This window comes from Streptomyces gottesmaniae (assembly GCF_031845845.1).
Classification (GTDB): Bacteria; Actinomycetota; Actinomycetes; order Streptomycetales; family Streptomycetaceae; genus Streptomyces; species Streptomyces akebiae.
Genome location: NZ_JAVRFJ010000011.1, coordinates 117,947 through 141,859, shown reverse-complemented (window position 1 = coordinate 141,859; position 23,913 = coordinate 117,947). Strand labels below are relative to the sequence as shown.

19 protein-coding genes and 1 riboswitch are annotated in these 23,913 nt (G+C 70.2%); of the genes, 8 read left to right on the top strand and 11 right to left on the bottom strand.

Going from position 1 to position 23,913, the window contains the following annotated elements; genetic code table 11:
• Positions 1 to 192 precede the first annotated feature (192 nt).
• Positions 193 to 474 (top strand): HPr family phosphocarrier protein, encoded by a 282-nt coding sequence (locus tag RM704_RS14895; protein WP_013000229.1) that lies wholly within the window; start codon positions 193 to 195, stop codon positions 472 to 474.
• 169 nt (positions 475 to 643) lie between these two features.
• Here the strand turns inward: RM704_RS14895 and RM704_RS14890 are convergent, their stop codons facing one another.
• The 4 genes from RM704_RS14890 to RM704_RS14875 all read right to left on the bottom strand — a co-directional run bounded on the left by RM704_RS14890 (position 644) and on the right by RM704_RS14875 (position 5,518).
• Positions 644 to 1,348 carry a GntR family transcriptional regulator gene (locus tag RM704_RS14890; protein WP_033525171.1) on the bottom strand — a complete coding sequence of 235 codons (705 nt, stop codon included), beginning with the start codon at positions 1,346 to 1,348 and terminating at the stop codon, positions 644 to 646.
• Between the two features lie 229 nt (positions 1,349 to 1,577).
• Positions 1,578 to 2,366, bottom strand: coding sequence for a M23 family metallopeptidase (locus RM704_RS14885; RefSeq protein WP_033525170.1), 789 nt, complete (start codon positions 2,364 to 2,366; stop codon positions 1,578 to 1,580).
• Between the two features lie 13 nt (positions 2,367 to 2,379).
• Positions 2,380 to 2,553: riboswitch (cyclic di-AMP (ydaO/yuaA leader) on the bottom strand.
• 203 nt (positions 2,554 to 2,756) lie between these two features.
• Positions 2,757 to 4,145: a M16 family metallopeptidase gene (locus tag RM704_RS14880; protein WP_033525169.1), complete on the bottom strand. Its 1,389-nt coding sequence runs from the start codon at positions 4,143 to 4,145 to the stop codon at positions 2,757 to 2,759.
• Positions 4,142 to 5,518 carry a M16 family metallopeptidase gene (locus RM704_RS14875; RefSeq protein WP_192829559.1) on the bottom strand — a complete coding sequence of 459 codons (1,377 nt, stop codon included), beginning with the start codon at positions 5,516 to 5,518 and terminating at the stop codon, positions 4,142 to 4,144. Before RM704_RS14875 ends, RM704_RS14880 begins: the two co-directional genes overlap by 4 nt.
• Before the next feature lie 380 nt (positions 5,519 to 5,898).
• Between RM704_RS14875 and RM704_RS14870 the strand changes: the two genes are divergently transcribed.
• A complete protein-coding gene (locus tag RM704_RS14870) occupies positions 5,899 to 8,355 on the top strand; it encodes a DNA gyrase/topoisomerase IV subunit A (protein WP_033525168.1) in 2,457 nt (818 codons plus the stop codon).
• 33 nt (positions 8,356 to 8,388) lie between these two features.
• Here RM704_RS14870 and RM704_RS14865 read toward each other — a convergent pair whose 3' ends face one another.
• The gene (locus tag RM704_RS14865) at positions 8,389 to 9,528 is read right to left on the bottom strand and encodes a CobW family GTP-binding protein (RefSeq protein ID WP_033525270.1); all 1,140 of its coding nucleotides are present in this window, start codon (positions 9,526 to 9,528) and stop codon (positions 8,389 to 8,391) included.
• A 299-nt stretch (positions 9,529 to 9,827) separates the two neighbouring features.
• Between RM704_RS14865 and RM704_RS14860 the strand changes: the two genes are divergently transcribed.
• The 5 genes from RM704_RS14860 to RM704_RS14840 all read left to right on the top strand — a co-directional run bounded on the left by RM704_RS14860 (position 9,828) and on the right by RM704_RS14840 (position 14,381).
• On the top strand, positions 9,828 to 10,376 hold the full coding sequence (locus tag RM704_RS14860; RefSeq protein ID WP_033525167.1) for a DUF6082 family protein: 549 nt from the start codon (positions 9,828 to 9,830) through the stop codon (positions 10,374 to 10,376).
• Positions 10,377 to 10,541: 165 nt separating this feature from the next.
• Positions 10,542 to 10,778 (top strand): hypothetical protein, encoded by a 237-nt coding sequence (locus RM704_RS14855; RefSeq protein ID WP_033525166.1) that lies wholly within the window; start codon positions 10,542 to 10,544, stop codon positions 10,776 to 10,778.
• 159 nt (positions 10,779 to 10,937) lie between these two features.
• Complete coding sequence (locus RM704_RS14850) at positions 10,938 to 11,873, top strand: ferredoxin family protein (RefSeq protein ID WP_033525165.1); 936 nt, start codon at positions 10,938 to 10,940, stop codon at positions 11,871 to 11,873.
• Positions 11,874 to 12,036: 163 nt separating this feature from the next.
• A complete protein-coding gene (locus RM704_RS14845) occupies positions 12,037 to 13,704 on the top strand; it encodes an ATP-binding protein (protein ID WP_033525164.1) in 1,668 nt (555 codons plus the stop codon).
• Complete coding sequence (locus RM704_RS14840; protein WP_033525163.1) at positions 13,701 to 14,381, top strand: response regulator; 681 nt, start codon at positions 13,701 to 13,703, stop codon at positions 14,379 to 14,381. Before RM704_RS14845 ends, RM704_RS14840 begins: the two co-directional genes overlap by 4 nt.
• Before the next feature lie 75 nt (positions 14,382 to 14,456).
• On the opposite strand, the gene RM704_RS14835 is transcribed toward RM704_RS14840, so the two are convergent.
• The 3 genes from RM704_RS14835 to RM704_RS14825 all read right to left on the bottom strand — a co-directional run bounded on the left by RM704_RS14835 (position 14,457) and on the right by RM704_RS14825 (position 18,907).
• The gene (locus RM704_RS14835) at positions 14,457 to 16,049 is read right to left on the bottom strand and encodes a monocarboxylic acid transporter (RefSeq protein ID WP_033525162.1); all 1,593 of its coding nucleotides are present in this window, start codon (positions 16,047 to 16,049) and stop codon (positions 14,457 to 14,459) included.
• Complete coding sequence (locus RM704_RS14830; RefSeq protein ID WP_078936936.1) at positions 16,046 to 16,585, bottom strand: DUF485 domain-containing protein; 540 nt, start codon at positions 16,583 to 16,585, stop codon at positions 16,046 to 16,048. The genes RM704_RS14835 and RM704_RS14830 overlap by 4 nt, the downstream gene beginning before the upstream one ends.
• 198 nt (positions 16,586 to 16,783) lie before the next feature.
• The gene (locus tag RM704_RS14825; RefSeq protein ID WP_033525160.1) at positions 16,784 to 18,907 is read right to left on the bottom strand and encodes a DNA gyrase/topoisomerase IV subunit B; all 2,124 of its coding nucleotides are present in this window, start codon (positions 18,905 to 18,907) and stop codon (positions 16,784 to 16,786) included.
• Positions 18,908 to 19,385: 478 nt separating this feature from the next.
• Between RM704_RS14825 and RM704_RS14820 the strand changes: the two genes are divergently transcribed.
• The gene (locus tag RM704_RS14820; RefSeq protein ID WP_220646173.1) at positions 19,386 to 19,616 is read left to right on the top strand and encodes a DUF7455 domain-containing protein; all 231 of its coding nucleotides are present in this window, start codon (positions 19,386 to 19,388) and stop codon (positions 19,614 to 19,616) included.
• Between the two features lie 148 nt (positions 19,617 to 19,764).
• Here RM704_RS14820 and RM704_RS14815 read toward each other — a convergent pair whose 3' ends face one another.
• The 3 genes from RM704_RS14815 to RM704_RS14805 all read right to left on the bottom strand — a co-directional run bounded on the left by RM704_RS14815 (position 19,765) and on the right by RM704_RS14805 (position 23,760).
• Positions 19,765 to 20,580: a S1 family peptidase gene (locus RM704_RS14815; protein ID WP_033525158.1), complete on the bottom strand. Its 816-nt coding sequence runs from the start codon at positions 20,578 to 20,580 to the stop codon at positions 19,765 to 19,767.
• Between the two features lie 152 nt (positions 20,581 to 20,732).
• Positions 20,733 to 22,283 (bottom strand): RNA polymerase sigma factor, encoded by a 1,551-nt coding sequence (locus RM704_RS14810; RefSeq protein WP_311590630.1) that lies wholly within the window; start codon positions 22,281 to 22,283, stop codon positions 20,733 to 20,735.
• Between the two features lie 589 nt (positions 22,284 to 22,872).
• Positions 22,873 to 23,760 carry a FadR/GntR family transcriptional regulator gene (locus RM704_RS14805; RefSeq protein WP_078936925.1) on the bottom strand — a complete coding sequence of 296 codons (888 nt, stop codon included), beginning with the start codon at positions 23,758 to 23,760 and terminating at the stop codon, positions 22,873 to 22,875.
• Positions 23,761 to 23,913 lie beyond the last annotated feature (153 nt).

Here is a 23,913-nt window from a genome sequence, read left to right as displayed (position 1 = left end):
GTACGGCTCGCGTCCGACCACGGCGCGGGGCAGTCTGGGGGACGCACCACACAGGCACAACAGAAGTGCGACAGCCGGTTCGCGGTCAGGCCGTGGGCCCGTTCCGGCGCGTCGCCCCATATGGGAAACTGGTCTAGACAACCCGGTCTAGACCTCTCTGCAGCACCCGAGACACCTGAAGGGCAGCATCACATGGCTGAGCGCCGCGTCAACGTCGGCTGGGCCGAGGGCCTCCACGCCCGACCCGCATCCATCTTCGTCCGGGCCACCACGGCCTCCGGTATCCCCGTGACGATCGCCAAGGCCGACGGGAACCCCGTCAACGCGGCCTCCATGCTCGCGGTCCTGGGCCTCGGCGCCCAGGGCGGCGAGGAGATCGTGCTCGCCTCCGACGCCGAGGGCGCGGACGCCGCGCTCGACCGTCTGGCGAAGCTCGTCGCCGAGGGGCTCGAAGAGCTCCCCGAGACGGTCTGAGCGACCGGGTAACCGAAGCGGAAAGGCCTGAAAAGCCGCCCCGCAGACACACCGAAGGGCTCGCCCGATTTATCGGGCGAGCCCTTCGCATTTCCGTCCGGTTTCCGTTCTGCGGGCAGCAGAAATAATGCCCTTCGGAATTCTTCCCTCTTTGTATACGGCGCCTGTGTTAATGCCGCAGGCTCGGCATGTTTACGGGGTGTTGCGAAGTCCTCACACGCTCCGGCCGCTCCGCCCCGCCGGTCCCGGCCGGAAATCGGAGCCGGTGCGCGGCGGTGGCCCGCTCGGTGTGCAGGGACGTGATCGTCCGGGCCCGGTCGCTGTCGCCACGCGCGACCGCGTCCACGATGCCGCCGTGCTCGGCCCAGGACTCCACGGGGTCGGCCGGCGCCTCGACCGCGTACATCCAGGCGATCTTGTGCCGCAGCTGGGCGAGCGTCGAGGTCAGGGCGGGGCTGCCGGAGGCCTGCGCGAGCGTCTCGTGGAACCAGCCGCCCAGCGAGCGCAGATCCTCGCTGTTGCCCCTCCTGGCCCGCTCCTGGCCCAGCCTGACCAGGCCCCGCAACACCTTCAGGTGCGCCTCCGTACGGCGCTGCGCGGCGCGGGCGGCCCCCAGGGGCTCCAGCAGCATGCGCATCTCCAGCAGGTCGGCGGCCTCCTGCTCGGTCGGCTCGGCGACGCACGCGCCCGCGTGCCGACGGGTCACCACGAAACCCTCGGCCTCCAGCGTGCGCAACGCCTCACGCACGGGCACCCGGCTGACGCCGTAACGGCGGGCGAGCAGTTCCTCGGTGAGCCGGCTGCCGCGCTCGTAGACACCCGCGACGATGTCATCACGGATCGCCGTGCATACCGAGTGCGCCGGAATACGCATGACCGACCTCCGCCTTAATCCCCGTGAAACGTCGATGATTGACGTGTGTTCCAGCGACTCTATTGCAGCGAGCCGGAATTTCCGATGGCGGACCGGAATCCAGGGATATTTTTTGGACAGGAGGTTCGTCACAAGAGGTGCGTCACAACAGGTTTGCTCGGCAGGTACGCACAACGAGGAAAGCCCCGGCTCGGTGAGCCGGGGCCTCCTGGGAAGCGTCGGAAGCGCGTCAGACGTTCACGCCGTGCGAGCGCAGGTACGCGGCGGGGTCGATGTCCGAGCCGTACTCGGCCGTCGTGCGGGCCTCGAAGTGCAGGTGGGCGCCGGTGACGTTGCCGGTCGCCCCGGAGAGGCCTATCTGCTGGCCGGGGGTGACCGTCTGGCCGACGGAGACGCCGATGGACGACAGGTGGCCGTACTGGGTGTACGTGCCGTCGTTCATCTTGATGACGATGTTGTTGCCGTAGGCGCCGCCCCAGCCCGCCTCCACGACGGTGCCGGAGCCGACCGCGAGGACGGCGGTGCCGGACGCGGCGTGGAAGTCGACACCGGTGTGGCTGCCGGAGGACCAGACGGCGCCGCCGGTCTTGTAGCCGGTGGAGATGTAGGAGCCGTTGATGGGGGCGACGTAGGCGTTGAGGCGCTCGCGCTCGGCCGCACGGGCGGCGCGGGCCTTGATCTCCTCGCGCTCCTTGGCGGCGGCACGTTCCTGCTCGGCCTTCTCGGCGGCGGCCTTCCTGGCCTCCTCCTGCGCCTTCTTCTTGACGGCGGCCACCTCGGCGGCCTGCTGCTGGGCCACGGCCTGGGCGTCGACCTGGTCCGCGACCGTGTCGCCGAGGGTGATGATCTGGTTCAGGCCGGTCTGCTCGACGGCGGGCTCCTCCGCGGCGAGCGCGGGGCCGGCCAGAGTGCCGAGGACACCGGTGGTGGTGAGAGCGGCTACGCCCACGTTCCTCGTGGTCGTGCGCTGCACACGGCCGGGACGGCGGTGCTTCCCGGGGGCGCGGGTGAACGCCATGAAGTGGCTGGTCCTTTCCTTCCTTCTCGCCTACCGGGTTAGCTGACGGGTTCGGAGCAGGAAGGTCTCCTACGGCTACCCCCCGTTTCGCGTCGCTCCGCGAAGGGCACCCGATTCACCCCAGGGACTGTGATGGGTCCCCGGCTCCCCTGGCTCGCGCCATGCGGGGACTCGGCGATGACTGTCCGGTGCCGCGGGTGCGGCGAACTTCTGACGAACAGCCGGACCGACGCTAAGTGGGCCGTCTTCGAAATAACAAACGGATCACAGGATTTGTTGCGTACGCCACAGGTCAGACACGCAACCTCCGCCATCAATAGGGACAAACGAGGGCCCTGGTGACTCTTCCGTCACCAGGGCCCCACTGACACGCGTCCGCCCGGTCGGCCCCTACTCGGCCGGGACGACGGTGACTTCGCCGATTCCGAGGGCCCTGACGGGCTCCTCGATCTGCGCGGCGTCCCCGACGAGGACGGTCACCAGACGGTCCACCGGGAAGGCGCTCACGGCCGCCGCGGTGGCCTCCACGGTGCCGGTGGCGGCGAGTTGGCGGTACAGCGTCGACTGGTAGTCGTCCGGCAGGTACTGCTCGACCTGGTCGGCCAGCGTGCTCGCCACGGCCGCGGCCGTCTCGAACTTGAGGGGGGCGACCCCGACGAGGTTCTGCACGGCGACGTCACGCTCGGCGTCGGTCAGGCCCTCGGCGGCGAGAGTGCGCAGCACCGTCCACAGGTCGTCGAGCGCCGGCCCGGTGTTGGGGGTGTCGACGGAGCCGCTGATGGCGAGCATCGCGATGCCCGAACCGTCGGGCGCGGCCCGCAGCACCTGGCCGAACGCCCGCACGCCGTAGGTGTAGCCCTTCTCCTCGCGCAGGACGCGGTCCAGGCGGGAGGTGAGGGTCCCGCCGAGGCAGTAGGTGCCGAGCACCTGAGCCGGCCACACACGGTCGTGCCGGTCGGCGCCCACCCGGCCGATGAGCAACTGGGTCTGCACGGAACCGGGGCGGTCCACGATGATCACGCGCCCGGTGTCGTCCGCGCTCACCGACGGCACGGGGCGCGGCGCCGCCGGGGAGCCGGTCCAGGCGCCCAGGGTGTCCCCGAGCAGCGCGTCGAGGTCGACGCCCGTGAGGTCGCCGACGACCACGGCGGTGGCCGTCGCGGGGCGTACGTGCCGCTCGTAGAAGGCGCGTACGGCCGCGGAGTCGATGCCCTCGACGGTCTCCTCGGTGCCCTGGCGGGGCCGCGACATCCGGGAGGTGGCCGGGAACAGCTGCTTGGAGAGCTCCTTGGCGGCCCGGCGACCGGGGTTGGCGGTCTCATGCGGGATCTCGTCGAGCCGGTTGGCCACCAGCCGCTCGATCTCGCCGTCCTCGAAGGCGGGGGCCCGCAGGGCGTCGGCGAGCAGGCCGAGGGCCTTCTCCAGCCGCGACACCGGCACTTCGAGGGACAGGCGTACGCCGGGGTGGTCGGCGTGCGAGTCGAGGGTGGCGCCGCAGCGCTCCAGCTCGGCGGCGAACTCCTCGGCCGTGTGCTTGTCGGTGCCCTCGGAGAAGGCCCTGGTCATGATGGTGGCGACGCCCTCGATGCCGGCGGGCTCGGCGTCCAGGGGCGCGTCGAGGAGCACCTCGACGGCGACGACCTGCTGGCCGGGGCGGTGGCAGCGCAGCACGGTCATGCCGTTGTCCAGGGTGCCGCGCTCGGGCGCCGGGAACGCCCAGGGCCTGGCCTCTCCGGCCTGGGGCTGCGGGTGGAAGTCCATGGTCGCGAGCTCGGTCACTTCGCCGACTCCTCGGTCTCGTCGGTGGTTCCGGCGGCCTCGGCCGCGGCGGTCTCCTCTTCGGCGTCCTCGTCGCCGGCGACGGGCTCGTAGACGAGCACCGCGCGGTTGTCGGGCCTCAGGCGCGCCTTGGCGATCTCCTGGACCTCGTCGGCCGTCACCTCCAGGACCCGGTCGACAGCCGTCAGGGCGAGCTTGGGGTCACCGAACAGGACCGCGTACCGGCACAGTTCGTCGGCGCGGCCCGCGACGGTGCCGAGCCGGTCCAGCCACTCGCGCTCCAACTGGGCCTGGGCGCGCTCCATCTCCTCGGCCGTGGGGCCCTCGGCGGCGAACCGGGCGAGCTCCTCGTCGACGGCGGCCTCGATGACGGGCACCTCGACGTCGCCGGAGGTCTTCACGTCCAGCCACGCCATGGAGGGCGCGCCGGCCAGCCGCAGCAGGCCGAAGCCGGCCGTCACGGCCGTACGGTCGCGGCGGACGAGCCGGTTGTAGAGGCGGGAGGACTCGCCGCCGCCGAGGATGGTCAGCGCCAGGTCGGCCGCGTCGCACGCGCGCGTGCCGTCCTCCGGCAGCCGGTAGGCGGCCATCAACGCGCGGGCGGGCACGTTCTCCTCGACGACCTCGCGCATCTGCGCGCCCATGACGTCGGGCAGTGTGCCGTCGCGGGGCGCGGGCTTGCCGTCGTAGGAGGGGATGGAGCCGAAGTACTTCTCGACCCAGGCGAGGGTCTGCTCCGGGTCGATGTCACCGACGATCGACAGGACGGCGTTGTTGGGCGCGTAGTACGTCCTGAAGAACTGCTGGGCGTCCTCCAGGCTGGCCGCCTCCAGGTCGTCCATCGAGCCGATCGGCGTGTGCCGGTAGGGGTGGCCCACCGGGTAGGCCAGGCGGAAGATCTTCTCGAAGGCGGTGCCGTAGGGCACGTTGTCGTACCGCTGGCGCCGCTCGTTCTTGACGACGGCCCGCTGGTTGTCCAGGTTCTTCTGGTCGAGCGCGAGCAGCAGGCTGCCCATGCGGTCGGCCTCCAGCCACAGCGCGAGCTCCAGCTGGTGGGTGGGCATGGTCTCGAAGTAGTTGGTGCGCTCCCAGCTGGTGGTGCCGTTCAGCGAACCGCCGGCGCCCTGGACCAGCTCGAAGTGGCCGTTGTCCTTGACCTGGCCCGAGCCCTGGAACATCAGGTGCTCGAAGAGGTGGGCGAGGCCCGTACGGCCCTCGACCTCGTGGCGCGATCCGACGTCGTACCAGAGGCACACCGCGGCGACCGGGGTCAGGTGGTCCTCGGAGAGCACCACGCGCAGGCCGTTGGCCAGGCGGTGCTCCCTCACTGTCAGGCCTGCGGAGCCGGCCTCGGCTGTGGCCGTGTGACCCATGGGCGGTACGTCCCTTCGATCGCTGTGCTGTGGTCGCGGAATCCTTGGCGGTCGCCGTCGTGGAGTCGTCGCGGAAACCGCTGTTTCCTGCCGGTCCTGCCACTGTATGCAAGCGCGCGGACCCCTGGAGAAGTTCCCGGGGCTCGTACGCCGAGAGCGAGACGGGGGTTGCGTTCGACGGTCGCTGGTTAGAGTCGGCGCACGCTGTTGACGCGGCGGCTCGGGAGGCGAGCCCGGCGGTCGGTGCCGGGTCGTGTCGGGCTTGTCAGTGCGGCAGTCCACAATGGTGCGCGTCAGTTCCCGTTCACGTCTCGGTGAGAGTGAGCCGGACACGTGAGCGCCCCGTAGGTGAGCGACCAGAAAAAGAGGAGCCGGCAGCGATGGCCCGCCGCAGCACGAAGACCCCGCCGCCCGACGACGCGTTCGAGGAGCGGATCCTCGACATCGACGTCGTCGACGAGATGCAGGGCTCCTTCCTGGAGTACGCGTACTCGGTCATCTACTCCCGAGCCCTGCCGGACGCCCGTGACGGTCTGAAGCCGGTGCACCGCCGGATCGTCTACCAGATGAACGAGATGGGCCTTCGCCCCGACCGCGGCTACGTGAAGTGCGCCCGCGTCGTCGGCGAGGTCATGGGTAAGTTGCACCCGCACGGCGACTCGTCGATCTACGACGCCCTGGTGCGCCTCGCCCAGCCCTTCTCCATGCGGCTCCCCCTGGTCGACGGCCACGGCAACTTCGGCTCCCTGGGCAACGACGACCCGCCGGCCGCCATGCGGTACACCGAGTGCCGGATGGCCGACGCGACGAGCCTGATGACGGAGTCGATCGACGAGAACACGGTCGACTTCGCGCCGAACTACGACGGCCAGGAGCAGGAGCCGGTGGCGCTGCCCGCCGCCTTCCCGAACCTGCTGGTCAACGGCGCCTCCGGCATCGCCGTCGGGATGGCGACCAACATGCCGCCGCACAACCTGAGCGAGGTCATCGCGGCCGCCCGCCACCTCATCCGGCACCCGAACGCCGACCTGGACACGCTGATGAAGCACGTCCCGGGCCCCGACCTGCCGACCGGCGGCCGGATCGTCGGCCTCTCCGGGATCAAGGACGCGTACGCCACGGGCCGCGGCACCTTCAAGATCCGCGCCACGGTGTCGGTGGACAACGTCACGGCTCGCCGCAAGGGCCTGATCGTCACGGAACTGCCGTTCACCGTCGGCCCGGAGAAGGTGATCGCCAAGATCAAGGACCTGGTCGGCGCGAAGAAGCTGCAGGGCATCGCCGACGTCAAGGACCTGACCGACCGCGCGCACGGCCTGCGCCTGGTCATCGAGATCAAGAACGGCTTCGTGCCGGAGGCCGTCCTGGAGCAGCTGTACAAGCTCACGCCGATGGAGGAGTCCTTCGGCATCAACAACGTGGCCCTGGTCGACGGCCAGCCCCTCACCCTGGGCCTCAAGGAACTGCTGGAGGTCTACCTCGACCACCGCTTCGAGGTCGTCCGGCGCCGCTCGGAGTTCCGCCGCGCCAAGAAGCGCGACCGGCTCCACCTGGTCGAGGGCCTGCTCACCGCGCTGGTGGACATCGACGAGGTCATCCGTCTGATCCGCTCCAGCGACAACTCCGCGCAGGCCAAGGAGCGCTTGATCGAGCGCTTCTCCCTGTCGGACATCCAGACGCAGTACATCCTCGACACGCCGCTGCGCCGTCTCACCCGGTTCGACCGCATCGAGCTGGAGTCCGAGAAGGACAGGCTCAACGCCGAGATCACCGAGCTGACCCGGATCCTGGAGTCGGACGCGGAGCTGCGCAAGCTGGTCTCCGGCGAACTGGCCGCGGTGGCGAAGAAGTTCGGCACCGAGCGTCGTACGGTCCTGCTGGAGTCCTCGGGCAGCCCGGTGGCCGCCGTTCCGCTCCAGGTCGCCGACGACCCGTGCCGGGTTCTGCTGTCGTCGACGGGGCTGCTGGCCCGTACGGCCAACGGGGAGCCCTTCGCGGCGGACGCGGACGCCAAGCGGGTCAAGCACGACGTCATCGTCTCGGCGGTCCCCGCGACGGCCCGGGGCGAGGTGGGCGCGGTGACCTCGACCGGCCGCCTGCTACGCCTGAACGTGGTCGATCTGCCGCAGCTGCCGGACACGGCGGCGGCCCCCAACCTCTCGGGCGGCGCCCCGCTCGCGGAGTTCCTCTCCCTCCAGGACGGCGAGACGGTCATCTGCCTGATGACGCTCGACGAGTCGTCGCCCGGGCTGGCCATCGGCACCGAGCAGGGCGTCGTCAAGCGCGTGGTCCCCGACTACCCGTCCAACAAGGGGGAGCTGGAGGTCATCACGCTCAGGGAGGGCGACCGGATCGTCGGCGCGGTCGAGCTGCGCACCGGCGAGGAGGACCTGGTCTTCATCACGGACGACGCCCAGCTGCTGCGCTACCAGGCCGCCCAGGTCCGCCCGCAGGGCCGTCCGGCCGGTGGCATGACGGGCGTCAAGCTCACCGAGGGCGCGAAGGTCATCTCCTTCACGGCCGTCGACCCGGCCGTGGACGCGGTGGTGTTCACCGTCGCCGGTTCCCGGGGCACCCTGGACGACTCCGTGCAGACCACGGCCAAGCTGACCCCGTTCGACCAGTACCCCCGCAAGGGCCGCGCCACGGGCGGTGTCCGCTGCCAGCGGTTCCTCAAGGGCGAGGACTGCCTGTCCGTCGCCTGGGCGGGGCCCGCCCCGGCCCGCGCCGCGCAGAAGAACGGCATGCCGGCGGACCTCCCGGAGATGGACCCGCGTCGCGACGGCTCGGGCGTGTCCCTGGGCAAGACGGTGGCGTCGGTGGCGGGACCTGTGTGAGCGGGAGTCTGAGGGTTCGGTGAGCGGAGCCCCTCACAGGGTGTCGTAGGAGGCCTCGGGTTCCTCGGCCTCCGCCTCCCGTACGTAGCGAAGGACGCCCCACATGCCGTGCTCGTCGGTGTGCGGGGCGTCCTTCGTGTCCTTGCACGCCTCCAGCTCCTTGGTCAGGGCCGGGGCGTCGATTCCCGCCCCGATGAGCACGAGCTGACTGACCCGGTTGTCGTCGCCGGCTCCGTCCCCGTCCGCCCACGGCTCGGGGTAGAACCGCAGGAACCGCCCGACGGCGTGCACGGCGTAGCGGTTCACGGGGTCGTACGGCCCGAAGTCCACGTAGCCCTTGATGCGGTAGAGCCCCTCGGCCCGCCCGTCCAGGAACTCCATGAGCCGCCGGGGATCGATCGGCGCGTCGGAGACGAAGGCGACGCTGTCGTAGCCGGTGTGCAGATGCCCACCGTGATCGTCCCCGTCCGCCCCGGGATGCTCGTCGTGGTCGTGCCGGTGCAGATCATCGAAGGAGAGCTGGCCGATGCGCTCCTCGGAGGGCCTGCAGTCGAAAAGGAACTCGGGGTCGATGCGCCCGTAGGTCGCGGGTACGACCGCCGCACGGTCGCTGAGCGAGCGGACGAGCGCCAGGATTCCCGTCCCGTCCTCGGCCCGGTCGAGCTTGTTGACGACCACGAGGTCGGCGATGGCGAGATGGCGGTCGATCTCGGGATGCCGCTGCCGGGTCTGCGCGAACTCGGCCGCGTCGACGACCTCGACGAGCCCGCCGTACACCACCCGGGGATTCTCGCTGGCGAGCACCATCCGCACGAGTTCCTGCGGCTCGGCGAGCCCGCTCGCCTCGATGACGATGACGTCGATCCCGGCGGCGGGATCGGCGAGGCGCTCCAGATACTGATCCAGTTCCCCGACGTCGACGGCACAGCACAGGCATCCGTTGCCCAGTGACACGGTGGAGTCCCCGAGCGCCCCGGCCACGGCCATCGCGTCGATCTCGATCGCGCCGAAGTCGTTGACCACGGCGCCGATACGGCTGCCGCCGCTGCGGTGGAGCAGGTGGTTCAGCAGGGTGGTCTTGCCGGATCCGAGGAACCCGGCGAGGACGACCACGGGGATCTGGGGAGCACGCCGTGGACTCGGTCCCAGGCCCCGGCTCGACGACTGACTCAACACGCGCCCTCACTCACCCCGTTGCTCTCCCGCGTCGATCGAATGCCGCACCAGGATACGAGGGGTGCCGCACCCCGCCGAGGGAGAGATTGTCAGCGGCGCCCGTGGGGCACACGATGGGCATGGCGCCGGGTCGCGCGACCCACGCATCCTTCCGTGCGCCTCCTCTCCGCCTCCCGGTGGACCGGCGTCTCTCGGCGACACTGGGAGACGGCAAGCGCCGCCCACCGCTCGCCGGTCCCCAACCTGTCGACCCACACCCGACGACCGGCGGACGGCCGCCTGAATCGGGGATTGACATGGCCACACAGAATCATGGGGCGCGGGGACTCGGCCCCGCCGCGACAGCGGGTCTCGCCTTCGCGGTGGGAGCGCTGGGCGCGTTCGTCGTGGAGCGGCGCATCAGCATCCTGCTCCGGCGCCTGGAACGGCTGGAACGCGAGACGGAACAGCGCACGGCACTGACCGCCTATCAGCGGCACAATTTCGACCTGGTCATGAAGGCGGCAGCGGACCCCACCCTGCTGCCCGTGCTGAACGCCTACGAAGAGGAACTGTCCACGGACCGGCAACGGCAGTACCTCTTCGCCAACCTGCTGTACACCCACGTCCTCCAGGGGTACCGGGTCGGCGTCTTCAGCCGGGCCGAGTTGTACGGGCACCTCCGCGGCATCTTCCAGAGCACCCTGATGCGCGACTACTGGGCCGCCACGCGCCACCACAGGTCGAGCCTGAAGGAGGGCTCGGAGGAGTCGGAGATCGGCAGGATGGTGGACGCCTTGATCAACGACCTGGAGGAGGCCAGCACGGACGAGTGGTGGGTCGTGGGTGAACCTCCCGCCGAATGAGGGCGTGGCCTCCCGTCCTCACTCCCCACGGCGCTCGCTTCGCCCAGCGCGACCCCTGCCTCCCGCTTCACTCCATCGCGCCTTCGATGCATGCGCATCCACCAGGTTCATGAGGCAAAGTTGTCCCCGCTCACATCACTACTCATGACCCAAGGATCGAACCCGTTGAAAATCGTGCGCCGCATCGGTGCCTCGCCCCGCGAGAGGGGCAGCGCCGCGGGGCAGACGTGCCCAGACATCTTCGAACTGCAAGACGGCAACTTCGCAGTAATCGGTACAGATCGGACAGAGAAACTCGACCCCGAGCTTCCCGCCGACGCCTCGCGCGCTGACTACGAGAGGATCGTGGTCATCAGCCGCGAGACTCTCATCCGGGCAAAGTCGGACATCCCCGACGCCTGATCCTGAACGGGGGCTCGCCTGCACTACAGCGCGGGCCCCTCGCGCCGCCGTCCCGCACCGCCGCCCCGCGACAGTGAGCCGCAAGCGAGCCGCGCTCCCACCCCTTCCTTCGGCCCAGCCGGAATTCGGTCGCGAGGAAGTCAGGTTAGGCTCACCTCTGTGAGTACGTGCACATCCGCGTCCCGACACCTCGACGAGCCTCTCGCGGGGACCGCCGCCACGGCGAGGACATGGCTGCTGCTGGAACAGCCGGGCCCCTGGGGCGTCAAGGCGCTCACCTCGAGCCACCTCGACCCGGTGCTCGGCCGCGCCCTGGAAGCCGCGGCGGAGGGCACCGGCGTGCGCGTGGCGCTCATCCGGCGCCCCGGCCGCCACGCGGACTGCCGCGAGGTCCGCGAGCGCCGGGTGTACGTGGCCCACACCGCTCCCGGCAACGTCTGGCTGCACAGTGCCGCGACGTCCGAGCCCGAGCGGCTGCTCGACCTCGATCTCGCCGCACTCGGCCGGGGCGATCACCGCACCTTCGGGACGGTTCTGCGGGGGCGGCCCCACACCGGTGACCCGCTCGCCCTCGTCTGCACCAACGGCAAGCGCGACCGCTGCTGCGCGGTCCTCGGCCGCCCGCTCGCCGCCGAACTGGCCGCCTCCGGGGTCGAGGAGACCTGGGAAGTCACCCATCTGGGTGGTCACCGCTTCTCCCCGACCCTCCTCGTGCTGCCCTTCGGATACGTGTACGGCCGCGCCGAGGCCCACCACGTCAAGGAGGTCCTGCAAGGCGTACGGGAGGGCCGTGTCGTCACCGAGGGGTGCCGCGGAAGCTCCGCCTGGGAACGCCCCGGGCAGGCTGCCGAGCTGGCGGTGCGCACGACGTCCGGCGAGGACACCGCCGGCGCCCTGACCGTGGTCCGCACGGACGGCACGGCTCCCCGCTGGGACGTCGTCGTCGCCCACACCGACGGCCGCCGCTGGACCGTCGCCGTCGCCCAGGGCACCGCCGAGCCGCCCCGCCGGGAGAGCTGCGGTTCCGCGCTGGGCTCCCCCACGAGGATGGACGTGCTGGCCGTACGCCGGCTGACGCCCGCGGCCGCCCGCTAGCCACCGCGCAGCCCCCGCCGCAGACCGGCGGCCGCGGCCGTCCGAGGAACCGCCGCTCCCACCGAATCGCTACGGCCTGCGCCGTCGCGCAAACACCCGGCGGGTGAGATACGCGCCACACCCCACTACGACCGGCCCACCCCGTCCACGTACCGTCATGGGTATGAGCCCCACTCCCCCCGCACGCCGTCTGCGTCTCGGTATGCCGCGGCGGGTGTTCTCGCAGGTTCTGCTGATGCAGGTGGCGATCGCCGCCGGTGTCGCCGTCCTCGCGACCGGGCTGTTCCTCGCACCGCTCAGCGATCAGCTGGACGACCAGGCGATGCGCCGGGCCCTCGCCATAGCGCAGACCACGGCGGCCCAGCCGCAGATCGCGGAGGACCTGGTCGCGACACGGCCGTCCGTGAACGGCCCCGTCCAGGTCGAGGCGGAGCGGATCCGGAAGGCCAGCGGGGCCGAGTACGTGGTCGTGATGGACCGCGACGGGGTGCGCTGGTCGCACCCCGATCCGGTGGAGATCGGCGGGCTCGTCTCCACCGACCCGCGCCGCGCCCTGGCCGGCAACGAGGTCATGGAGATCGACTCGGGGACCCTCGGGCGCTCGGCCCGGGGCAAGGTGCCGCTGCGCGACACCGACGGGAAGATCGTCGGCGCCGTCTCGGTGGGGATCGAGTACGACAGCGTGCGTGCCCGGCTGATCCACGCGATCCCCGGGCTCCTGGCGTACGCGGGCGGCGCCATGGCGGTCGGGGCTCTGGCCGCGTATCTGATCTCCCGACGGGTGCATCGTCAGACCCGCGACCTGGCCTTCTCCGACATCGCGGGGCTGTTGGCGGAGCGTGAGGCGATGCTGCACGGCATCCGGGAGGGCGTGGTCGCGCTGGACCGCGCCGGGCGCGTGCGCCTTCTCAACGACGAGGCACGGCGACTGCTCGGGATCGGTGACGAGGCGGTCGGCAGGTCGCTCGACGACGCGCTCGGCCCCGGCCGTACGACCGATGTGCTGGCCGGGCGGGTCACGGGCACCGATCTGCTGACCGTGCGCGGCCACCGCGTGCTGGTCGCCAACCGCATGCCCACGGACGACGGGGGCGCCGTCGCCACCCTCCGCGACCGCACCGAGTTGGAGCAGCTGGGCCGTGAACTCGACTCCACGCGCGGTCTGACGGACGCCCTGCGCGCCCAGGACCACGAGCACGCCAACCGGATGCACACGCTCCTCGGCCTGCTCGAACTGGAGCTGTACGACGAGGCCGTGGAGTTCGTCGGCGAGGTGGTCGGCGACCATCGGGCGACCGCCGAGCAGGTCACCGAGAAGATCCACGATCCCCTGCTGGCCGCGGTGCTGGTCGGCAAGGCGACCGTCGCGGCCGAGCGCGGAGTGGCCCTGTCGGTCGCGGGCGGCACCCTGCTGCCGGACCGGTTGATCGACCCCCGAGGCTTGGTCACCGTCGTCGGCAACCTCGTCGACAACGCCCTGGACGCCGTCGCGGGCACACCCCACGCGCGCGTGGAGGTCGATCTGCGCGCCGAGGGCCGTACGGCGATCCTCCGGGTACGGGACACGGGCCCCGGAGTGCCACCCGACAAACGGGAGTTGATCTTCACGGACGGCTGGTCCACCAAGACGCGCCCGGCCCATCGCGAACGAGGCATCGGGCTCTCCCTGGTGCGCCGGCTCGCCGAGCGACAGGGAGGCAGCGTCCAGGTCGGCGAGGCGGCGGGCGGGGGCGCGGAGTTCACCGTCGTCCTGCCCGACGCACTCGCCGAACCGGACCCGCAGCAGGAAGCCGAAGCCGCCGTCACTGTCGCCGACAAGGAGTCGCGATGATCGAGGTCCTGATCGTGGACGACGACACCAGAGTCGCCCGCGTCAACGCCGCCTACGTGGAGAAGGTCGCCGGCTTCCACGTCGCCGGTGTGGCCCACAACGCGGCAGAGGCGTTGCACCTGCTGGAGACGCTGCCCCATGTGGACCTGGTCCTCCTGGACCACTATCTGCCGGACGGCACCGGCCTCGTGGTCGTCCAGGAGATGCGTCGCCGGGGTCATGAGACCGACGTCATCATGGTGACGGCGGCCCGTGACGTCTCGACCGTCCAGGCCGCGATGCGCCAGGGCGCGCTCCAGTACCTGGTGAAGCCGTTCGCGTTCGCCGGGCTGCGGGCGAAGCTGGAGGCGTACGCGGAGCTGCGGCGCACCCTGGACGGCGGCGGTGAGGCCGAACAGGCCGAGGTCGACCGGATCTTCGGCGCACTCTCGGCGGGCGGCGAACCGGACCTGCCCAAGGGGCACTCCCCCACGACCACCGAACTCGTGCGCCGTGCCCTGATGACCGCCGAGGGGGCGTTGTCCGCCCAGGAGATCGCCGAGCGGACGGGCCTGAGCCGCCAGACCGCCCAGCGCTATCTGAAGCTCCTGGAACGCACGGGACGGGCCCGGCTGACCCTCAAGTACGGCGACGCCGGCCGCCCGGAACACCGCTACGAGTGGGCGACTCGCGCGTGAGGGACCTCCTGGGTGCGCATGCGCTCTGGGGAACCCGCAAGGTGGGCAAGCATGTCCGGGGCGCCTCCGAAGCGCTCACACCGCCCCCGCTCCCGTGAGCGACCGCACCTCGGTCTCCGCGTGCTTCGCCTCGTCCGGCGGCTCGGCCGAGGTGACCGTGCCGAGCCAGCCGACGAGGAAGCCCAGCGGGATGGAGACGAGGCCGGGGTTCTGCAACGGGAAGTACTGGAAGTCGACGTCGGGGAACAGCGAGTCGGCGCTCCCCGAGACCACCGGCGACAGCAGCACGAGGACCACGGAAGGGACCAGTCCGCCGTACACGGACCACACCGCCCCACGGGTGGTGAACCGCCGCCAGAACAGCGAGTACAGCAGGACGGGCAGGTTGGCGGAGGCGGCGACCGCGAAGGCGAGGCCGACCAGGAAGGCCACGTTGAGGTCCTTGGCCAGCAGCCCGAGCGCGATCGCGACCACGCCGATACCGACGGCGGCCGTGCGCGCCACCGCGACTTCGCTGTGCGGCTTCGACCGCCTGCGCCGCAGCGACGCGTACAGGTCATGGGCCACGGACGCCGACGACGCGAGGGTGATTCCGGCCACGACCGCGAGGATCGTGGCGAACGCGATGGCCGCGACGATCGCGAACAGAACCGTTCCGCCGGTGGAGTCGGCGCCGCCGCCCAGGTCCAGGGCCAGGAGCGGCACCGCGGTGTTCCCGGCCGCGTTGGAGCCCCGTACGGCCTCCGGGCCGACGATGGCGGCCGCGCCGAAACCCAGCACGATCGTCATCAGGTAGAAGCCGCCGATGAGACCGATCGACCAGACGACCGAGCGGCGTGCGGCCCGCGCCGTCGGCACGGTGTAGAAGCGCGAGAGGATGTGCGGGAGTCCGGCCGTGCCCAGCACCAGGGCGAGCCCGAGGCTGATGAAGTCGAACCGCGCGATCCAGTCCCCGCCGTACCTCAGTCCGGGCGCGAGGAACGCGTCGCCGTGTCCGCTGCGCTCGGCCGCCGTCCGCAGCAACTGGTCGAAGTCACCGTGGAACCGCACCAGGACGAGCACGGTCAGGGCGATCGCCCCGCCCATCAGCAGGACCGCTTTCACGATCTGGATCCAGGTGGTGGCCCGCATCCCTCCCAACGACACATAGACGACCATGAGAGCGCCGACCCCGATGACCGTCCAGGTCTGCGCCCCCTCGCCCTCTCCTCCCAGCAGCAAGGCGACGAGGGTGCCCGCTCCGACCATCTGCGCCACCAGATACAGAACGGACACGGTCACCGAGGAAGTTCCCGCCGCGATCCGCACCGGCCGTTCGCTCATCCGCGACGCCACGACGTCGGCGAGTGTGAACCGCCCGCAGTTGCGCACCAGTTCGGCCACCAGGAACAGCACCACGAGCCAGGCGACCAGGAAGCCAACGGAGTAGAGCAGCCCGTCGTACCCGAAGAGCGCGATGAGCCCGGAGATGCCGAGGAAGGAGGCGGCGGACATGTAGTCACCCGCGATGGCAAAACCATTCTCCATCGGCGAGAACAGCCGACCGCCCGCGTAGAACTCCTCGGCGGAGCCATGCCGACTACGGCTCACCCACGTCGTGATGCCCAACGTGACCGCCACGAACGCGCTGAACAAGACCAGCGCCAGCGTCTGATGGTCGACGTTCACCGCACGCCCCCTCTGACGCCGCGCGTCAACTCCTGGGTGTCCCAGCGCAGATCGAGCGCCGCCCGGTCCCGGCGCAGCCTCGCGTGGCGCGCGTACGCCCAGGTGAACAGGAACGTCGTGAGGAACTGCCCGAGCCCCGCCAGCATCGCCACGTTCACCGCGCCCGCCACCGGCCGTGCCATCAGTCCCGGGGCGGTGACCGCCGTCACGACGTAGGCCACGTACCAGGTGAAGAAGACGGCGACACCCGGGATCACGAACCTGCGATAACGGCTGCGGACCTCCTGGAAGGCCGCGCTCCGCTGGACCTCCAGATAGACGTCGGCCGCGGCCTCGCTCCGGCTCTCCCGCGCATCGACGGCGGCCTGGGCCGGTCCGCCGGGGCCGTCCAACTCCCCCCAGCCGGAGGCCAGCGCGTCGTACCAGGGATCGTCGAACCGCACGTCCGCGCTGGCGAGGCCGTGCCCCTCGTGCTGCTCAACCGGGCTCTCAGAACCACCCCCGCGTCGACGGGGACGGCCGGTGCTTGACTGCATGCCCAAGCATGGACAGAACGGGAAGACCCCTGACGTACCTCTTCACGATTGTTCACCCCATCAGGTGAAACCCCGGCCAGCCTCCCGCACTTGCGGCAGAAGAGACCCACCGGGCCGCGTACGGGCCACGCGTCCGGGAAAACGTGCCCACGGCCCACCCGCCGGGCCGAGGGCATCTGCCTCGGCCCGACACAGCGGCTACGCGTCGATGCGCGACCGGTCCAGCGTGGCCGCGGAGCTGGAGATGAACTCCTTGCGCGGTGCGACGTCGTTCCCCATCAGCAGGTCGAAGACCTGCTCCGCCGCCTCCAGGTCCGAGAGGTTGATCCGCCGCAGGGTGCGGTGCCGCGGGTCCATCGTCGTCTCCGCCAGCTGGTCCGCGTCCATCTCGCCGAGGCCCTTGTAGCGCTGGATGGAGTCCTTGTACCGGACGCCCTTGCTCTGGAACTCCAGCAGCTTGTCGCGCAGCTCACGGTCCGAGTACGTGTAGACGTACTTGTCCTGCCCCTTCTTGGGCTGGACGAGCTCGATCCGGTGCAGCGGGGGGACCGCCGCGAAGACGCGTCCTGCCTCGACCATCGGCCGCATGTACCGCTGGAAGAGCGTCAACAGCAGACACCGGATGTGCGACCCGTCCACATCGGCGTCGGTCATCATGATGATCTTGCCGTAACGGGCCGCGTCGATGTCGAAGGTGCGCCCCGAGCCCGCCCCTATGACCTGGATGATCGCGCCGCACTCGGCGTTCTTGAGCATGTCGGTCACGGACGACTTCTGGACGTTGAGGATCTTGCCCCGGATCGGCAGCAGCGCCTGGAACTCGGAGTTCCGGGCGAGCTTCGCCGTACCGAGCGCCGAGTCCCCCTCGACGATGAACAGCTCGCTGCGTTCCACGTCGTCGCTGCGGCAGTCGGCGAGCTTGGCCGGCAGCGAGGACGACTCCAGCGCCGTCTTACGACGCTGCGCGTCCTTGTGCTGACGTGCGGCGATACGCGTACGAGCGGCGGCGACGGCCTTCTCCATGACGACCCGCGCCTGGGCGGCCGCGTCCCGCTTGGTGGAGGTCAGGAACGCCTTGAGCTCCTTGGCGACCACCTGCGTCACGATGCGCCGGGCGGCCGAGGTGCCGAGGACCTCCTTGGTCTGACCCTCGAACTGCGGCTCGGCGAGCCGCACGGTGACGACGGCGGTGAGGCCTTCGAGGGCGTCGTCCTTGACGATGTCGTCCTCGGCCACGCGCAGCATCTTCTTGGTGCGCAGCACCTCGTTCATCGTGGTGGCCACGGCCTGTTCGAAGCCCGCGACATGGGTGCCGCCCTTGGGGGTGGCGATGATGTTCACGAACGACTTGAGCGTCGTGTCGTAGCCGGTGCCCCAGCGCATGGCGACATCGACGCCGAGTTCGCGGGTGACCTGCGTGGGCGTCATCTGGCCGTGCTCGTCCAGAACGGGCACGGTCTCCCTGAAAGTGCCCTGTCCGGAGAAGCGGAGGATGTCGCAGACCGGCTTGTCGGAGGCCAGGTACTCGCAGAACTCGCTGATGCCGCCATCGAAGCGGAACGACTCCTCGCCCTTGCTCCCGCCCTCACCGAGGCCCAGCTCGTCCCGGACGACGATCGTGAGACCGGGCACGAGGAAGGCGGTCTGGCGGGCGCGCTGGTGCAGGTTGTCCAGAGAGAGCTTGGCGTCCTTGAGGAAGATCTGGCGGTCGGCCCAGTAGCGCACGCGCGTGCCGGTGCGCGTCTTGGGGATCCGCTTGCCCTTGCGCAGGCCGCCGGTCGCCTCGAACTTGGCGTCCGGACCGTTGCCCGCGAAGGCGCCGGGCACGCCGCGTCGGAAGCTGATGGCGTGGGTGGCGCCGTTGCGGTCGACCTCGACGTCCAGGCGGGCGGAGAGCGCGTTCACCACGGAGGCGCCCACGCCGTGCAGACCACCGGAGGCCGCGTACGAGCCGCCGCCGAACTTTCCGCCGGCGTGCAGCTTGGTCATGACGACCTCGACGCCGGACAGCCCGGTCTTGGGTTCGACGTCGACCGGGATGCCGCGGCCGTTGTCCCGCACCTCCACGGAGGCGTCGTCGCGGAGGATCACCTCGATGTGGTCGCAGTAGCCCCCGAGGGCCTCGTCCACGGAGTTGTCGATGATCTCCCAGAGACAGTGCATCAGGCCTCGACTGTCGGTCGAGCCGATGTACATGCCGGGGCGCTTCCGCACGGCCTCGAGCCCCTCGAGGACGAGCAGGTGCCGCGCGGTGTAGTTGGAACCGTCCCGGTCTGCTCCGGTCAGCAGCGCTGTGGACGGCACGGACGTATCGGCGGTCACGCGGTTCGCTCCTCGCTGAATTTCAAGTGAGGCCCATTTGGGTAAGGGGCCGGGCTCTGTTGCCGGTCCGAGGGTACCGAGGCCTGGTAGAGCCGTTGTAACGCCACCCTCGTCCGAAACTCAGAGTAGTCCAGAGTCGCATACACGTTCGATCCCTCGATGGGGTGAAGTACATATCACGTTCCCTTCGAGGCATGAACCATTTAGGCTCCGGGCACGTCCTCATGAACAACCGGCAACCCAGCCGGGAGGACCGTACAACCGAAAGAACAACCACCAGAACCACCGAAGAACCACCGACAGACAGCGCGAACCCGTACGACACGAAGACACGCACTACGGCTCATTCGCCGCCAACCGGCAGCAGACAGCCGGCCCGGAAAGATTTTTTCGAGTTAAAGCCGCGAGCGGGAACGTTTTCGGCCTGGTTGGATGTTGACCCTGGTACGACAGCTCGTCGAGCTAGAGAAGAGGCGACGTGACTACTGTTCTGACCCCCGCGACCCCGCTGACGGCCGCTGACCGATGCGACCGCTGCGGCGCCCAGGCCTATCTGCGCGTCGTCCTGCTGAGCGGTGGAGAGCTGCTGTTCTGCGCCCACCACGGCCGCAAGTTCGAGCCGGAGCTCAAGAAGATCGCCGCGGAGATACAGGACGAGACGGAGCGGCTCACGGCCGTTCCCGCGACTCCAGAAGAGGACGAGCGCTGACGCTTCGCACCTGACGACGAGCCGCCACCGGCTCGAGGCCGGTGACCGGGCGGCCACTCCCGTACCCACGGGGTGGCCGCCCGCTCTCGTCCCGCACACCCACCCACCCGCAAGGGCACGTGGCCGCGTACGGCCCCTCAGCGCCGTCTCAGCGGCTCTCTGCCAGCACCCGGGCCACGTACGAGCCCCTGGTGTAGACGCCGGGGTTCCCGGCGAGCCCACAGCCGCTGCCCCACGACACGAGGCCGATCAGCTTCCCCCGGGCGACCAGCGGTCCTCCGCTGTCCCCCTGGCACGCGTCCCGGCCGCCGTTCTGCTCCCCGGCGCACACCATGGACCCGGACTGGTACCGACCTTCCGCGCTGCCCGGATAGGCCCGCTCGCAGACGACGTCGGCCAGCACCTCCACCGAGGCGGCCCGCAGGCCCTGTGCGTAGTCCCCGGCGCCCGTGGTGTCCCCCCAGCCGTAGACCGTGGCCGGCGTGCTCGGCGCATACGCCGCGTCCCCGGCGCCCGCCAGTCCGATGACGGAGCTCTCGGGCAGCGGTGCGGCGAGGGTCACCACGGCGAAGTCCCCCGCGTTCGTATAGGGGTCGTACGCGGGGTTGACCCAGGCGCCGCTCACCGGGATCTCCTCTCCCCCGGTCGACTGCAGCTCGGCGCGGCCGGCGATGACCCGGAGATCGGGGAGGCGTTCCGGTGGACCGCCCAGCACGCCCTCGCTGAGACAGTGGGCGGCCGTCAGCACCGTCGTGGGGCCGATCACGACACCGCCGCAGAACTGCCCGGCCCGCGTACCCCCGAACCGGTCACGACTGGACAGCGCCACCGTCCAGGGGGCCTGGGAGATCTCGACCGGATGACCGCCGATGACGACCTCCGCCGTCGCCGACGGCGGTGAGACCAGCGGTATGACGGCCGTGGCGGCCGCGACGGCCAGCAGTCGGGCGAACGATCGACGCATGCGCGCTCCTCACTCCGGGTCTTGGATGGCACACCCAGAGTGATCCACAGCATCGGCTTTCGCATGCCGCACACACGCCGAAGGCCCGGTTCCTTCGAGGGAACCGGGCCTTCGGACCGACCACGCGCGCCGGTGGCGTACTGCCTGGTCGCCTAGTCCAGGTAGTCGCGCAGAACCTGCGAGCGCGACGGGTGACGCAGCTTGGACATCGTCTTGGACTCGATCTGGCGGATGCGCTCACGCGTGACGCCGTACACCTTGCCGATCTCGTCGAGGGTCTTCGGCTGACCGTCGGTGAGACCGAAGCGCATGGAGACGACGCCGGCCTCGCGCTCGGAGAGCGTGTCGAGGACCGAGTGCAGCTGCTCCTGCAGGAGCGTGAAGCTGACCGCGTCGGCCGGGACGACGGCCTCGGAGTCCTCGATGAGGTCACCGAACTCGCTGTCGCCGTCCTCGCCCAGCGGGGTGTGCAGGGAGATGGGCTCGCGGCCGTACTTCTGGACCTCGATGACCTTCTCGGGGGTCATGTCGAGTTCCTTGGCCAGCTCCTCCGGGGTGGGCTCGCGGCCCAGGTCCTGGAGCATCTGACGCTGCACACGCGCCAGTTTGTTGATGACCTCGACCATGTGCACCGGGATGCGGATGGTGCGGGCCTGGTCGGCCATGGCGCGGGTGATCGCCTGCCGGATCCACCAGGTGGCGTAGGTGGAGAACTTGTAGCCCTTGGTGTAGTCGAACTTCTCGACCGCGCGGATCAGACCGAGGTTGCCTTCCTGAATCAGGTCCAGGAAGAGCATGCCGCGGCCGGTGTAGCGCTTGGCCAGGGAGACCACCAGACGGAGGTTGGCCTCCAGGAGGTGGTTCTTGGCGCGGCGGCCGTCCTCGGCGATGATCTCGAGCTCGCGCTTGAGCTTCGGGGCGAGCTTGTCCGCGTTGGCCAGCTTGTCCTCGGCGAACAGCCCGGCCTCGATGCGCTTGGCGAGCTCGACCTCCTGCTCGGCGTTGAGCAGGGGGACCTTGCCGATCTGCTTGAGGTAGTCCTTGACCGGGTCGGCGGTGGCACCGGCGGCCGCGACCTGCTGGGCGGGCGCGTCGTCCTCGTCCTCGTCGGACAGGACGAAGCCGGCGCTCTCGGTTCCCTCGGGCTCCTCGCCGGGCTTGCCGCCCGGGGTCTCCTCGAGGACCTCTTCGTCGATCAGCTCGACGTCGTCCTTCTTGCCGGTCGTCTTCTTGGCCGCCGTCTTCTTGGCAGCGACGGTCTTCTTGGCGGGGGCCGCCTTCTTGGCGACCGCCTTCTTGGCGGCGGCCTTCTTGGCGGGTGCGACGTCCTCGGCGGAGGCGTCGGCCGCGGGCACCGCGGGGGCGGCTGTGGCGGTGGCCTTCTTGGTGGTCACCGTCTTCGCCGCGACCGTCTTGGTGGCGGTGCGCTTGGCCGGACTCTTCGCTGCGACGCTCTTTCGGGTGCGCTTGGGCTCCGCGGCACTGACCATCAGCGTCACACCCTCTTCCTCGAGGATCTGGTTGAGGCTGCGCAGTACGTTCTTCCACTGAGTGGCCGGAATCTGGTCAGCTTCGAAGGCCCGACGCACATCGTCGCCGGCGATCTGCCCCTCAGCCTTTCCCCGCTCAATGAGCGCCATGACAGAGACGGACTCGGCGATCTCCGGCGGGAGCGTACGGGATGTGCTGGCCGACACGAACAACCTCTCGGAACGTTGGAAAACGGCTTCCGGCCCCGTCCATTGCGGACAGGAGCCGACCACCGGCTTGGGAGTGGGCCGACGGTGCGGGCGGGGGCCGGGAAGAGGCACAGCGCCGTGAACGGCGTCCGTATTCCCTCCGCGGCTGTCACCTCTTAGGTCATCGCGCTGCTCCCACGAGCGTTACGCCCAATCTGCGTGGCCCGAGTCACACCCCGTAAGCGCTCAAAAACGGTCAGATACTGCCAGAGGTGATCGACCAAGGCCACAACTGCTTCCGTTCGGACGAGTACCCGAACGATTCCCGAATGAACTCCTCGATATGGATCACCGCCCTCGGTGGGATGCAGGGTCCCCTCCGCGTACCCGCGCCCGCCGGGACAACCCCTCCCGGCGGGCCCACCGAACCGGCCGGGACGAGCCGCGGCGTCTCGGCGCGAGGGTCACTCCTTCACTCCGGCGTCGTGCCGCCGGACCCCGCCGAATCCCAGGAGGATCCGATGGGGCCCGGCGGCACGGATCCGCCGGTCGAGCGACGCCACGGAAGGGCCCGCACCCCGGCCGCACCGCCCTTGTCCCGCTCCGAGCGCCCTCAGTGCTCGCGCGGCGCGGGCACCACACGTTCCACCTCGGGGTGGACGGTGAGCAGTTGCCGCATGGCCGCCTCGGCCGCCCCTCCGTCGCCCGCGGCGAGGGCGTCGACGATCCGGGCGTGATGACCCAGCGCCGACTCGGTCGGCCGGTCACAGCCGGTGACAGGTCCGCCGGAGACCTGGAGGGCCGCGGAGACGATTCCGGAGAGGTGCTCCAGCATGCGGTTGCCCGCGAGCTGGATGAGCAGCGAGTGGAACTCGGCGTCCGCCCGCGAGAAGGTCAGCGGGTCGCCCTGGGCCATGGCGTGGCCCATGAGCTCGACCATGTCGCCGAGACGCTGCTGGACGTCGTCACGGCCGTGTCCGGCGGCGAGGCGGGCGGCGAGCGGCTCGATCGTCCAGCGCAGTTCATTGAGCTCGCGCCGCTGGTCGTCACGCTGCGGACCGAAGGCCCGCCACTCGATGATGTCCGGGTCGAGCAGGTTCCAGTCGCTGACGGGCCGGACGCGCGTGCCGACGTTCGGCCGGGCGCTGACCAGGCCCTTGGCCTCCAGGACGCGCAGGGATTCGCGGACGACGGTGCGGGAGACCTCGAACCGCTGGCCGATCTCCTCGGGCACGAGCGGGCGATCCGCGCCCAGGTCCCCGGAAACGATCATCTGGCCGAGCTGCTGGACGAGTTGGCCGTGCAGTCCGCGTCCGCGGCTCCCGGCGGCGCGTCGGCCCACGCGCCCCAGCTCGGGCTCCGCGCCGTCCCAGGCGGGGAGGCCTACGCGGTCGACACCGGGGTGCTCGGCGAAGGGGTAGCGGTCGAGTTCGCCCGGTCCTGCGAGGCCGGAGTCGGCGGAGCGGGCGGCGGTCATCATGGTGTGCGCAAGGGTACTCACGCATCCTTTGTCGGCTGCGTTCTCAACTCCCTTGAGGTCTTTGGTGAAAAGCACACGAAAGGGTGATCGCTCACCCCGTCGCAATTGACGCCTTATCGGAAAGAAATGGGCGTTCTACGAGGAGTTGTGCGCATTGCGTCGGCGGAAGCGCAC